The following is a 13272-nucleotide window of genomic DNA, read 5'->3' as shown; positions in this document are numbered from 1 at the left end:
ATGCTCCACATGAAGGAGCTGGTGACGGCCGCCCTCGCGGCCGCGAAGGAACGGGGCCAGGACGTCGCCGACGTCCCGCTGACGGCGATCGCCGCGGCGGCCGGGATCTCCCGCAGCACGCTGCTGCGCCGGCTCGGCGGCTCCCGGGCGGCACTGGACGAGGCGGTCCGCGAGTCGGGGGTGGATCCGGGCGGGCGGCCGCCGGTGCGCGAGCGGGCGATCGAGGCGGCCGCGCTGCTGGTGGCCGAGCGCGGCCTGGCCGGGGTCACCCTGGACGCGGTGGCGGACCGGGCCGACTGCTCGCTGCCCAGCCTGCACACGGTGTTCGAGGGGCGGGACGGCCTGCTCTCCGCCGTCTTCGCGCGGCACTCCGCGCTGCCCGGCCTGGAGGCCCTCGCGGCCGACCCGCCGGAGCGCCTGGAGGACACCGTCCGGGCGCTGCACGCCGCCTTCCTCGCGGCCTTCGCGCACGAGCCGCGGATCGTCCCCGCCGTCTTCGCCGACCTCTTCGGCCGCCCGGACGGCCCCGCCGCCAGGGTGATGGCCGGCAGCCTGCCGCGGGTGCTCGACAGCCTCGACCGGCTGCTGCGGCCGCACGTGCGGGCCGGCCGGCTGCGGCCGCTGCCCACCCCGGTGCTGGTCCAGCTGCTGCTCGGTCCGCTGCTCAACCACGTCCTGATGCGGCCGGTGCTGGAGTCCGTCCCGGGCGGCGCCGGGATGCCCCCGATGGACGAGGCCGTCGAGATCTTCGTCGACGCCTACCTGCGGGCGGTGGCCCTCCCGGCGGCGGAGGCGGCGGAATCCGGGCGCGACGTCGACGCCCCCTGAGGAAGGCCGTGGCCGCCCTGAGGGGGGCCGTGACCGGCACCCGGCCGGGCCCTTCTTCCGCCTGGTCCGCAGCCGCGGGGGTGGAACCCGCGGGCCGGTCAATCCCCTGGCGCCGCAGGCGGAGTGACGAATGGTCAGCCGCTCGCGAGGAGGGTGATCAGTCCAGGACCAGCCGGTCGCCGACCCGCAGCCGGCCCGGGGCGGCGACCTCGGCGAGGGCGTCGAGCCGGCCGTCGTGGGCGTGCACCACGGCCTTGAGGATCTCGGGCGCGTGCGGCAGCCCCGGCTGCGGGGCGCCGGTCATCGCGCAGCGCTCGCTGGAGGCGACGAAGGAGAGCCGGGGGCTGCCGGGGGCCTCGCCGGACGCCCGGCGGCCGAGCCAGGCGTCCTCGACGAACGGCGGGGTGCCCGGCGGGGTGCGCAGCACGATGTTGGGGCGGAACCGGCGCTCGTCGATCACGGCGAAGGGGACGGCGTCGCGGACCCAGTCCAGGGTGGCGGTGCTGAGCACGCTGACCGGCAGCTGGTCGAAGTGCGACACCGCGTCCTCGCGGGCGAGTTCGACGTCCGCGCGCTGGAGGTAGGCGCGCAGGAAGGCGTTCGGCCGGTCGACCGGGCGGCCGAGCGGGTCGACCAGCTCGGGGCCGTCGATCCGGTGGCCGAGCCGGGCGGAGAGGCGGAGCAGGCCGTCCATCCGGTGGAAGCGGCGGGTGTTCTTGCCCGAGCCGAGCCGCCCGGCCGCGTCGCGGACGGCGTAGAGGCGGTCGCCGGCCAGGCCGCGCTCGTCCACCTCGACGGAGTCGAGCCGCTCGCCGCCGGTGGATTTCACGGGGTAGCGCCAGAGTCGCTCGATCACTCCGATGATCTCTGCCATGGCCGGAAAGCGTACTGGCGCTGACGGGGGATGGTCTAGACCAAGTCTCCGGGGTGCCTCAGCCCAGCCGGGCCACCGCCCGCACCGGAGCGCCGTCCGCCGCGACCAGCCGCAGCGGGAACAGCGAGACCTCCACCGGCAGACCGGCCTCCTGGGCGGCCAGCAGCGGCCGGAGGTCGGTCAGGTTCTCGGCGATCACCCCGCCGCCGGACGCCCCCAGCAGCACCCGGTGGGCGGCGAGCGACGGCTCGTCGGCGGTGTCCGGGTCGTGCTCGTCGGTGAGGTCGGCGAGCAGGGCGGCCACCGCCGGGTCGCCCGGGCCCGGGTCCGGGGTCGGGTCGACGCTGAGCGCGTCCACCCCCACCGTCCGCACCCCGGCGGCGACGATCGCCTCGGCGGCGGCCGGGGTCAGGCTGGGGTGGGCGAGGTAGGTGTCGGTGCCCCAGTGCCGGGCCCAGCCGGTGGCCAGCAGCAGCACGGTGCCCTCGGCGGCCCGTTCCAGCGCGGGCGCCAGCAGTTCGGGGGTGACGGCCGTCCGGGGCTCCAGTCCGCGCAGGTCGGCGACCACGGCGGGGCCGGTGAACCGCTCCAGCGGCAGCCCGTCCAGGGTCGGCCAGGTGACGTCCACGTGGTAGGGCGCGTCCACGTGGGTCCCGGACTGCGAGCCCAGGTGCAGGGCCAGCACGTTCACCCCGGCGGTGGCCGTGGTGAGCGCGGGCTCCAGCAGGACGGCCGGGTCGCCGGGGTAGACCGGCATCGCGGTGGTCACCTGATGGGTGAGGTCGACGAGGGTCGCTGCCATGCGCCCATCCTCCCAGGGGCCGGGCGCTTCCGGGCCCCTCCCGGCCCGCCCGGGCCGAACGCGCTGGTGCGGCCGGGACAGAATTGCCCCATGGGAACTGCGAAGCGTCAACCGTGGGTGGTCGGGGTCTCGGGGGCGTCGGGGACGCCGTACGCGGCCTCGGTGATCCGCGCGCTGCTGGCCGCCGGCGAGGCGGTGGACCTGATCGTCAGCCGCGCCGCCCGGCTCACCATCCTGGACGAGACCGGCATCTCCTTCCGGGACGCCCACTGGCGCGCCGACCTCGCCGCTTGGCTCGGGAGCGACGAAGGCCTGGACGCCGTCCGCTACTGGCCCGCCGGGGACTTCGCGGCCGGCCCGTCCAGTGGCTCGTACCCGGCCAAGGGCATGCTCGTGGTGCCCGCGACCACCGGCGCGGTGGCCGGGATCGCGCTCGGCCTGAGCAAGGACCTGCTGCAGCGCGTGGCCAGCGTCACCCTCAAGGAGCGCCGTCCGCTCGTCGTCTGCGTGCGCGAGACACCACTCAACGGGGTGACGTTGAAGCACTTGGTGGAGCTCGACGCACAGGGGGCGGTCGTCCTGCCCGCCTCACCCGGTTTCTACGCCGGCGGCTCCACCGTGCGCGAACTCGTGGATTTCGTGGCCGGACGGGTGCTGGACGCCGTCGACGTGCCGCATTCCCTGTACCTGCGCTGGGAAGGGGAGTTGGGGGCGGCCGCCCGCAAACCGGCGGCCGGCGGGGGCCCACGGCCTGAGGGGGAGTAAGCGGACCGAGGGCGGGAGAGTATCTTCTCTGCGATATCCGGGTCGGTCGGCGCACAGCGCCTTTGAATCCGGATAATGATCTGTGGGTCTGGTGAGGTTCGGAAGGACGCGGACGGTATATGGACACGGTGGACAGACAGCTCATCCAGGCGCTCCGGGAGAACGGCCGCGCGTCCTACGCCGAGTTGGGCCGCCTGGTCGGGCTCTCCGGCCCGAGCGTCACGGACCGGATCAACCGCCTGGAGCAGGCCGGGGTCATCACCGGCTACCGGGCGACGGTCAACCCGGCGTCGCTCGGCTTCGGCGTCACGGCCCTGATCGGCCTTCAGCTCACCGACGCGGCGGACCACGAGGACGTCGCGTTCCGGCTGAAGGACCTCAACGAGGTGGAGGACTGCTGGTTCATCGCCGGCGACGACTCCTACATGCTGAAGGTGCGGGTGGCCGACGTGGCCGGCCTGGAGTCGGTGGTCAAGCGGATCTCGGGCACGAAAGGCGTGGCCCGGACCCGCACCACCGTCGTACTCTCCACCAAGTGGGAGAACCGGGTGAGTGAACTTCCTCCTGTAGGAGAGTGACGTATGGCACTGGTCGGTCTGGAGGAGCTGCGCGCGGCTCGGCAGCGGATCGCGGGGGTCGCCGTGCGCACCCCGCTCGTTCCCGCCCCCTGGGCGGCCGAGGGGGAGCGGCGGCTCTGGCTGAAGCCCGAGAACCTCCAGCCGACCGGGGCCTTCAAGACCCGCGGCGCCTACAACCGGCTGGCCGCGCTCACCGAGGAGGAGCGCTCCCGGGGCGTGGTCGCCCAGTCCAGCGGCAACCACGCGCAGGCGGTGGCGTACGCGGCCCGGACGCTCGGCATCAAGGCCGTGATCGTGATGCCGGACACCTCGCCCGCGGTGAAGGTGGAGGCCACCCGCTCGTTCGGCGCCGAGGTGATCCTGGTCGCCCCGGCGGAGCGGGACGCCCTGCCCGCCGAGCTGGCCGAGAAGCACGGCTACGTGTGGGTGCCCCCGTACGACGACCCGTTCATCATCGCGGGCCAGGGCACGGTCGGGCTGGAGATCGCCGAGGACGCCCCGGCCGAGCTGGACACCGTCCTGGTGCCGGTCAGCGGCGGCGGCCTGATCGGCGGGACGGCGGCCGCGCTCAAGCTCACCCGCCCGGGCATCCGGGTGATCGGGGTGGAGCCCGAGCTGGCCGCCGACGCCCGGGCCAGCCTGCGGGCCGGCCGCCGGGTCGAGTGGCCGGTCGCCGACACCTACCGGACCATCGCGGACGGGCTGCGCACCCCCTCGCTCGGCGTGCTGCCGTTCGAGCACGTCACCGCCTACGTGGACGACATCGTCACCGTCACCGAGGACGAGATCCGCGCCACCGTGGCCGTGCTGGCCCGCCGCGGACGCCTCGTCGCCGAGCCCTCCGGGGCGGTCGCCCCGGCCGCCTACTTCCACCGCGCCGCCGAAACCGGCGGCCAGGCGGTGGCGGCCGTGGTCAGCGGTGGCAACATCGACCCGACACTGCTCGCCGAGCTGCTCTCGGCATAGGCGTACGCTCGTTCCGGCAAGGAATCGAAGTCGGAGGAGGCGGGGCACCGCATGGACGCAGGGCTCAAGCGCGAGCTGGAGGCGAAGGTCTACGCGGGTGAGCGGCTGACCCGCGAGGACGGGATCGCGCTCTACGAGAGCGACGACCTGGCCTGGCTGGGCGGGCTGGCCCACCACGTGCGGACGCGGAAGAACGGCGACGTCGTCCACTTCAACGTCAACCGCCACCTCAACATGACCAACGTGTGCAACGCGTCCTGCGCGTACTGCTCGTTCCAGCGCAAGCCGGGCGAGAAGGACGCGTACACGATGCGCATCGAGGAGGCCGTCCGCCTCGCCAAGGCGATGGAGGTCGAGTCCCTCACCGAGCTGCACATCGTCAACGGCCTGCACCCGACCCTGCCGTGGCGCTACTACCCGCGTTCGCTGCGGGAGCTGAAGGCCGCTCTGCCGAACGTCTCGCTGAAGGCCTTCACCGCCACCGAGATCCACTGGTTCGAGAAGATCAGCGGCCTGTCCGCCGACGAGATCATGGACGAGCTGATCGACGCCGGCCTGGAGTCGCTGACCGGCGGCGGCGCGGAGATCTTCGACTGGGAGGTCCGTCAGCACATCGTCGACCACGACACCCACTGGGAGGACTGGTCGCGGATCCACCGCCTCGCGCACAGCAAGGGCCTCAAGACGCCGGCGACCATGCTGTACGGCCACATCGAGGAGCCCCGCCACCGGGTGGACCACGTGCTGCGGCTGCGCGAGCTCCAGGACGAGACCGGCGGCTTCCAGGTCTTCATCCCGCTGCGCTACCAGCACGACTTCCACGACTCCAAGGACGGCGTCGTGCGCAACAAGCTGATGGCCCGTACCGAGATGGCCACCGGCGCCGAGGCGCTGAAGACCTTCGCGGTCTCCCGGCTGCTCTTCGACAACGTCCCGCACGTCAAGGTCTTCTGGGTGATGCACGGCGTCGCCACCGCCCAGCTGGCGCTCAGCCACGGCGCGGACGACATGGACGGCTCGGTGGTCGAGTACAAGATCACCCATGACGCGGACAACTTCGGCACCCCGAACAAGCTCGGCCGCGACGACCTGCTCGGGCTGATCCGCGACGCCGGCTTCCGCCCGGTGGAGCGCAACACCCGCTACGAGGTCATCCGCGAGTACGACGGGCCGGACCCGATGCGCCGTGAGTCCCCGCAGGCGATGCGCCTCTGACCTGCGAAGCTCCCCGCCGCCCCGGCCGCCCCACGGCCCGGGCGGCGGTTGTCTTCACGGCCTCCGCACGAGGCCCGGGTTTACCAACGGGTAGGGCGTTTGGCAGGATCGACAGCATGTCCGGTTCTGATCGCGCCACCGCGTACCCGCCGCACCAGCCGATGCAGGAGCCGGTCGACCTGATGCCGCAGCAGCGGTACGAGGGCTTCCAGCCGTACCAGCAGCCGGTCCGGCAGGACCACCCGTACGACCGGTACCAGCCGTACGAGCAGGCTCCTGACGGGTACTACGCGGCGTACGACCAGCCGTTCCAGCCGTACGAGGCCGAGCCGGTCCGGTACGGCGCCGAGGCCGGCTACGAGCCCGCCTCGGTCTACGAGGCCGGGCCCGTGCACGAGCCGTTCCCCGGAGCCGCTCACGAGCCGTTCCCCGGAGCCGGCCACGAGCCGTTCCCCGGAGCCGGCCACGAGCCCCTTCCCGGAACCGGGTACGAGCCCGAGCCCGTCGTGCTCGCCGCGGCGCCCACCGCACCGGTCGCGGGCGCCCGGACGGCGGCCCGGGGACGGCGGCGCAAGGCCAAGCAGAAACGTCACGGCAAGGCCGTGATGGCCGGCACCGCGCTGCTGGTCGCCGCCACCGCCGGCTGGTACGCCGTCGGCCAGGACGGCGCCAAGCCCGGCATCACCACCGCCGACGGCCCCGGCCCGGAGGGCGTCAGCAAGCCCGACCAGCCCGCCCCGGACCCCGCGGCCGCCCAGGCCGCCGCCGACCGGCAGGCCGCGGTCCCGGCCGCCGACCGCAGCCAGACCCGCCCGGACGGCTCGGTCGCCGCGATACCCGGCCTCGGCGCGGCCTTCACCGCGAAGATCCCCGCCGCGACCACCCAGGTCGTGGTCGCCTCCGGCCAGGACAAGAACACCGACAAGAACAGCGTCACCCTCTGGACCCGCACCCCCGAGGGCCGCTGGCTGGCCGGCGAGACCTGGCAGGGCCACAACGGCAAGAACGGCTGGACCACCGACCACAACGAGGGCGACCTGCGCAGCCCGATCGGCGTGTTCGAGCTCACCGACGCGGGCGGCCGCAAGGCGGACCCGGGCAGCAGGCTCCCGTACGACAAGGACCCGAGCTTCGTGGTCTCCGGCACGGGCTTCTTCGGCGACCAGCTGGCCGGCTCCTTCGACTACGTGGTCGCGATCAACTACAACCGCGTCGCCGGCAACTCCCCGCTCGACCCGCGCCGCCCGATGGGCGCCAAGAAGGGCGGCGGCATCTGGCTCCACGTGGACCACGACGGCCCGACGCACGGCTGCGTGTCGATCCCCGAGGACAAGATGGCCCAGCTGATCCGCACCCTGGACCCGGCCGCCCACCCGGTCATCGTGATGGGCGACGCGGCCGCACTGGCCGCCTGACCTCGGCGTACGCGGACCCGGGCCCCGCAAGGGGCCTTGTCCACCTCCTACAGAACGAGGGGGCGGATCCTGTCACCGGTCATACCATGCTGACCAGCGGGTAACCCGGTTCCATGGCAGTATGAGCGGTTCGCGCATTGTGGCACTCGGCCACTACCAGCCCCCCAAGGTCCTCACCAACGACGACCTGGCGGCACTCGTCGACACCGACGACGAATGGATCCGCTCCCGCGTGGGCATCCGCACCCGGCACATCGCCGAGGACGAGAGCCTGGTCGACCTCGCCACCGAGGCCGCGCAGAAGGCGCTCGCCAACAGCGGCCGGGACGCCGCGGAGATCGACCTCGTCGTGGTCGCCACCTGCACCGCGATCGAGCGCAGCCCCAACACCGCCGCCGCCGTGGCCGCCCGGCTGGGCGTGCGCTCGCCCGCCGCGTACGACATCAACACGGTCTGCTCGGGCTTCTCGTACGCGCTGGCGACCGCTGACCACGCGATCCGGGCCGGCTCGGCCCGCCGCGCCCTGGTGATCGGCGCCGAGCGGATGTCCGACACGCTCGACTGGACCGACCGCTCCACCTGCGTGATCTTCGGCGACGGCGCCGGCGCCGCGGTGGTCGAGGCCCAGGAGGACGGCGCCGAGCCCGGCATCGGGCCGGTGGTCTGGGGCTCCGAGCCGGAGAAGGGCGACGCCGTGGTGATCACCGGCTGGGACCCGGTGATCAGCCAGCAGGGCCAGTCGGTCTTCCGCTGGGCCACCACCCAGCTCGCCCCGCTGGCCCGTCAGGCCTGCGAACGGGCCGGGATCGATCCGGCCGAGCTGAAGGGCTTCGTCCCGCACCAGGCCAACCTGCGGATCATCGACGCGATCGCCCGGAAGCTGGGCCTCGGCGAGGACGCGGTGGTGGCCCGGGACGTGGTGCACTCCGGCAACACCTCGGCCGCCTCCATCCCGCTGGCCTTCTCCAAGCTGGTCGAGCGCGGCGAGCTCTCGCCCGGCGATCCGGTCCTGCTCTTCGGCTTCGGCGGCGGTCTGGCCTACGCCGGCCAGGTCGTGCGCTGCCCCTGACCCGACGGCGCCCCGGGGCCGCCTGACGGCGCCGCGGGGCCGCCCGAGGGCACCGCACGCCGTGCGGACGCGAACATGCCGGTGGGCGGGCACCCTGTCGCGGGTGCCCGCCCACCGGCATGTCTGGCGCGCGAGCGGTACGTCGGCGGACCTCCCCCGAGGACACGGCCGCCGTCCGTCGGTCCCCGGACAGGAGGCCGGGGCTGCGCGCGGAGCGGATGGTGGGTCGGAGGACGGTCCTACTTGGGCGCCTTCTTGCCGGTGACGCCCAGGTACACCAGGGGAGCGAGGTTGGGTTTGAGGTCCTTGACCTTGACGCCCCAGGAGGTGAAGGCCTTCTGGTGCTCGGCCGCCGAGGCGAGCAGCGAGACCAGGGCCCCGGCCACGGCGTTCGCGTCGAGCGCCTTGTCGGCCTGACCCTTCGACTGGAGTTCCTTGACGGCCTCCGCGAGCGGCTTGGCGACCGCGTTGAGGACCGTCATGCGGATCTTGAAGAACCGCTTGTCCCCTTCGGCGGCACCGAGCGTGACCACTCGGAGAATGGCGTCGTTCTTGCGCCAGAAGGCGAGGAATCCGTCGACCAGTTCTTCCGAAGTGGTCGGTCCGGACTTCCCTGCCCAGGACTTTCCGGCCACCAGCTCTTTGAGCTGGTCGGCGTCCTTGGCCATTTCCTCGGCGATTTCGAGGACAGCGCCCTCGACATCCGGGAAGTACTGGTAGAAGGTCGCGGGGGAGGTACCCGCCATACGGGCGACGTCGATGACCTTGACGTCCCGATAGGGCGACGTGCTGAGCATCTCGCGGAGGCAATCGAGCAGCTTCTGCCGCGTCTCCTGTCCGCGTCGCCCGGCGACGCGACCGTCGACGGTGCGAACTTGTCCTGTCATGCCGTCAGCTTACCGTGGCACGATCTTGGCGCGATTCGGTGATGCGACTATTACTCCGCACGGGGGTTGGTATAGCGGCATGAACCACTTCGGACGGATATTCACCGGGCTTCGACGCCCCTGTTGAAGCCCCCCCGTGTGCCTTTGACCTCACAGCGTGACGGCGAGTCCGCTGAGGGGTGATCGGGTGACAGAGCGTGACGGTTCGGCGGTGGACGGTCCGGGGCTCCGCGCGCAAGCCGCCTGCGGAGCGGGCGTCAGGATCCAGCCGTTCCGTCCGCGCTGGTCAGAGGGCCGTCCGGGGTGCCGTCCGGGCCCGGACGGCGGGCTCCGGCGGGTGGGGGAGGTTGGATATGCGCGGGGCGGCATTGGAGAATCGGGTCCGGCACCACGCGGCGGGTGCGGACAACGGGGAGGTGGCAGCGGAGTGGACCAGCTGACGGCGCACGATCCGAGGCGGATCGGGCCCTTCGAGGTGCTGGGGCGGCTCGGCGCGGGTGGGATGGGGCTGGTCTACCTGGCGCGTTCCGCGTCGGGGCGACGGGTGGCCATCAAGACCGTGCGGGGTGAGCTGGCCGAGGACGAGCTGTTCCGGGTCCGCTTCGCCCGGGAGATCGCGGCGGCCAAGACGGTCGGCGGCTTCTACACGGCGGCCGTGGTGGACGCGGACGCGGACGCCCGGGTGCCCTGGCTGGCCACCGCGTACATCCCGGCGCCCTCGCTGGAGGACCTGGTCGAGGAGTGCGGCCCGCTGCCGGTGGAGGCCACCCGCTGGCTGGTCGCCGGCATCGCGGAGGCCCTCCAGTCCATCCACGCGGCCGGGCTGATCCACCGCGACCTCAAGCCCTCCAACGTCCTGGTGGTCGAGGACGGCCCGAAGGTGATCGACTTCGGCATCGCGGCCGGGGTGTCCAGCACCCGGCTCACCATGACCAACGTCGCGGTCGGCACTCCCGCCTACATGTCCCCCGAGCAGGCCAGGGACAGCCGGACCGTCCGCGGCGCCAGCGACGTCTTCTCGCTCGGCTCGCTGATGGTCTTCTGCGCCACCGGGCACCCGCCCTACCGGGGCTCCAACCCGGTCGAGACGGTGTTCCAGCTGCTGCGCGAGGAGCCGGACCTGACCGGCATGGCGCCCGAGCTGATGGACCTGGTGCGCGCCTGCATGCAGCAGGCCCCCGAGCGCCGGCCCACCCCGGCGCAGATCCAGACCGAGCTGGCCCCGCACCTCTTCTCCCGGGACGACGCCTCCGGCGAGGCCGGGGACTGGCTGCCGGCCAACGCGCTGGAGCTGATCGAGCGCAAGCGGGGCCGCCGGCCGGCCGCCCCGCCGTCGCGCCCGCCGGCCGGCCCGGCCCAGCCGCCGCAGCCGCCCGCGCACCCGCAGGCGCCGCCCTCGCACGTCCCGTCGCAGCACCTCGGACCGGCCGACCCGCGCACCAACCCGGGCGGGCGGCACGCGCAGCCGCCGGCCGGTCCGGTGCACGCCGCGCCGCTGCCGGGCCACGGCTCCGACACCGAGATCCCGACCGCGAAGCTCGCCGCCCCGAACAGGCACCGCGCGCCGACCGGCGGCGGCGCCGTCGAGGTGCAGCTGTCCGGTGCCTCGGTGCGGATAGGCCCGGGGCCGCGGGCCGAGCACGAGCAGCCCGGTCCGAGCACCGCCCCGGCCGCGACCGACTGGGTCCGCCGGGCGGCCCCCACCCCGCCGCCCCCGCCGGTCCCGGCCGCCCGCTGGCGCCCCTGGCGGTTCCGGATGTCCAACGACGTCTGGGGCACCCCGGTGGTCGCCGACGGCACGCTCTTCGTCTCCAGCTTCGAGGTGCACGCGCTGGACATCGGCTCCGGCGAGCGCCGCTACAAGACCCGGGACGTCGCCTGGGCGCTCGCGGTGGACTCCGGCCGGGTGCACGCCGCGGACGGCCCGCACCTGTACACCGTCGACTCCGCTGACGGCACCGAGCGCTGGCGCACCTCGCTGGACGGCTGGGTCTACTCGCTCTCCGCCGCCGACGGCGTGCTCTGCTGCGGCATCAGGGGCGGCGGCGTCCAGCTCCGCTCGGCCGCCAACGGCGCCGAGCTGTGGCGCGCCGACGACGCCCAGCAGGACTACGAGAACCCGCAGTCCGGCCCGGTCCTGGTGGGCGGCGCCGCCTACTACTACGGCGGCGGGCGGCTGCGCTGCGTCGACCCGCGCGGCGCGGGCCTGCGCTGGTCCTTCCCGGTCGGCGAGGACGTGCCCTCGCACCCGGTCGAGCGCGGCGGCGTGCTGTACGTGTCGGCCGGCACCCGGGTGTACGCGCTGGACGCGGCCAGCGGGGCCGAGCGCTGGCGCTTCGAGGCCCCGGTCGTGCTGTTCACCCCGCCCGCCCTGGACGCCGACGCGGTCTACGTGGCGGACTACCTGGGCACGGTCTACGCGCTGGACGCGGCCACCGGACTGGACCGCTGGCGCGGGGTCACCGGCCGCCGCCAGGGCGCCGACCCGGTGGTGGTCTCGGACGGCATGGTGCTGGTCGGCAACGGCGAGGTGCTGTACGCCTTCGAGGCGGCCACCGGCCGGGAGCGCTGGCGCTACACCGCCCGCGGCGAGATCGTCGGCTCCCCGGCGGTCGCCGACGGCCTGGTCCACCTGGGCAGCCGGGACCACTCGCTGCACACCCTGGACCTGGCGAGCGGTCAGCTGCGCTGGGAGCTCGGCACCAAGGGCGAGCTCACCGGCTCCCCGGTGGCGGTCGGCGGCCGGGTCTTCGTCGGCTCCAAGGACCGCTGCGTGTACGCGCTGGACGCCTTCTACGGCACGGCGGTGCCCGCCCGCTGAACCGCGGGGCGGACACCGCCGGACCGGCGCCGTCGGATCAGGCCCTGCGGGCCCCGGGGTGGCGGCTGCACCAGCCGTCCCACGCGGAGGAGACCATCTCCGTCACGTCGTGCCGGGCGGTCCAGCCCAGCTCGCGGTGGATCAGGTCGGCGGAGGCCACCACCCGGGCCGGGTCGCCGGCCCGGCGCGGGGTCACCTCGGCGGTGGTGTCGTAGCCGGTGACCTTGCCGATCACCTCCAGCATCTCCTTGACGCTGACGCCCTCGCCGCGGCCGATGTTCAGCACCAGGGAGGTCGCGCCGGCCGGATCGGCGGCCATCCGCTTGGCGGCCGCCACGTGCGCCGAGGCGATGTCGGAGACGTGGATGAAGTCACGGACGCAGGTGCCGTCCGGGGTCGGGTAGTCGTCGCCGAAGATCCGCGGCGCCTGGCCGGCGGTGAGCCGCTCGAAGACCATCGGGATCAGGTTGAACACCCCGGCGTCGGAGAGCTCGGGGGAGGCGGCGCCGGCCACGTTGAAGTAGCGCAGGGCCACGGTGGACATGCCGTAGGCCTTGCCGGCCGCGGCGACCAGCCACTCGCCGGCCAGCTTGGTCTCGCCGTACGGGCTCATCGGGTCGCAGGGCGTGGACTCGGTGACCAGGTCGACGTCCGGCATGCCGTAGACCGCGGCGGAGGAGGAGAAGAGGAAGCGCTTCACCCCGCCCTCGGCGGCGGCCTCCAGGACGGTCTGGAGGCCGATCACGTTCTCGCGGTAGTACAGGAAGGGCTGCTCGACGGACTCGCCGACCTGCTTCTTGGCGGCGAAGTGCAGGACGCCCTCGACGCCGTGCTCGCGGATCGCGGCGTCCAGGACGGCGCGGTCCAGGGTGGAGCCCTCGATCAGGGGGACGCCGGCCGGCAGCCGGGAGGCGTCGCCGGTGCTGAGGTCGTCCAGGACGGCGACGCGCTCCCCGGCGTCGAGCAGCTGTCGGACGACATGTCCGCCGATGTATCCGGCACCGCCGGTGATCAACCAAGTCATGTGGCAGATCCTAGGCGGTCGGATTCGA

12 protein-coding genes are annotated in these 13272 nt (G+C 73.6%); 8 read left to right on the top strand and 4 right to left on the bottom strand.

The window, feature by feature from the left end; genetic code table 11:
- Positions 1–9: 9 nt before the first annotated feature.
- Positions 10–828, top strand: coding sequence for a TetR/AcrR family transcriptional regulator (locus tag ACZ5GH_RS15905; protein WP_387753056.1), 819 nt, complete (start codon positions 10–12; stop codon positions 826–828).
- A gap of 157 nt (positions 829–985) precedes the next feature.
- On the opposite strand, the gene ACZ5GH_RS15900 is transcribed toward ACZ5GH_RS15905, so the two are convergent.
- The gene (locus ACZ5GH_RS15900; protein WP_464334533.1) at positions 986–1702 is read right to left on the bottom strand and encodes an MOSC domain-containing protein; all 717 of its coding nucleotides are present in this window, start codon (positions 1700–1702) and stop codon (positions 986–988) included.
- Between the two features lie 58 nt (positions 1703–1760).
- Complete coding sequence (locus ACZ5GH_RS15895; protein WP_387753061.1) at positions 1761–2504, bottom strand: cyclase family protein; 744 nt, start codon at positions 2502–2504, stop codon at positions 1761–1763.
- 90 nt (positions 2505–2594) lie between these two features.
- Between ACZ5GH_RS15895 and ACZ5GH_RS15890 the strand changes: the two genes are divergently transcribed.
- From ACZ5GH_RS15890 to ACZ5GH_RS15865, 6 genes are all read left to right on the top strand, one after another.
- The gene (locus ACZ5GH_RS15890; RefSeq protein ID WP_387753064.1) at positions 2595–3269 is read left to right on the top strand and encodes a UbiX family flavin prenyltransferase; all 675 of its coding nucleotides are present in this window, start codon (positions 2595–2597) and stop codon (positions 3267–3269) included.
- A 119-nt stretch (positions 3270–3388) separates the two neighbouring features.
- Complete coding sequence (locus ACZ5GH_RS15885; protein ID WP_030055719.1) at positions 3389–3847, top strand: Lrp/AsnC family transcriptional regulator; 459 nt, start codon at positions 3389–3391, stop codon at positions 3845–3847.
- A 3-nt stretch (positions 3848–3850) separates the two neighbouring features.
- A complete protein-coding gene (locus ACZ5GH_RS15880; RefSeq protein ID WP_387753067.1) occupies positions 3851–4813 on the top strand; it encodes a threonine ammonia-lyase in 963 nt (320 codons plus the stop codon).
- A gap of 51 nt (positions 4814–4864) precedes the next feature.
- On the top strand, positions 4865–6028 hold the full coding sequence (gene mqnE, locus ACZ5GH_RS15875) for an aminofutalosine synthase MqnE (RefSeq protein WP_359902873.1): 1164 nt from the start codon (positions 4865–4867) through the stop codon (positions 6026–6028).
- A gap of 116 nt (positions 6029–6144) precedes the next feature.
- A complete protein-coding gene (locus tag ACZ5GH_RS15870) occupies positions 6145–7443 on the top strand; it encodes a L,D-transpeptidase family protein (RefSeq protein ID WP_464334532.1) in 1299 nt (432 codons plus the stop codon).
- 121 nt (positions 7444–7564) lie between these two features.
- Positions 7565–8512, top strand: coding sequence for a beta-ketoacyl-ACP synthase III (locus tag ACZ5GH_RS15865; protein ID WP_387753075.1), 948 nt, complete (start codon positions 7565–7567; stop codon positions 8510–8512).
- Positions 8513–8751: 239 nt separating this feature from the next.
- On the opposite strand, the gene ACZ5GH_RS15860 is transcribed toward ACZ5GH_RS15865, so the two are convergent.
- Entirely contained in the window at positions 8752–9399 is a 648-nt protein-coding gene (locus ACZ5GH_RS15860) for a TetR family transcriptional regulator (protein ID WP_387753078.1), read from the bottom strand.
- Positions 9400–9826: 427 nt separating this feature from the next.
- Between ACZ5GH_RS15860 and ACZ5GH_RS15855 the strand changes: the two genes are divergently transcribed.
- Positions 9827–12220: an outer membrane protein assembly factor BamB family protein gene (locus ACZ5GH_RS15855; protein WP_387753081.1), complete on the top strand. Its 2394-nt coding sequence runs from the start codon at positions 9827–9829 to the stop codon at positions 12218–12220.
- 37 nt (positions 12221–12257) lie between these two features.
- On the opposite strand, the gene galE is transcribed toward ACZ5GH_RS15855, so the two are convergent.
- Complete coding sequence (galE, locus tag ACZ5GH_RS15850; RefSeq protein WP_387753084.1) at positions 12258–13244, bottom strand: UDP-glucose 4-epimerase GalE; 987 nt, start codon at positions 13242–13244, stop codon at positions 12258–12260.
- Positions 13245–13272: the final 28 nt, after the last annotated feature.

This window comes from Kitasatospora sp. Xyl93 (assembly GCF_055383135.1).
This window is presented reverse-complemented; position numbering and strand designations above follow the sequence as displayed.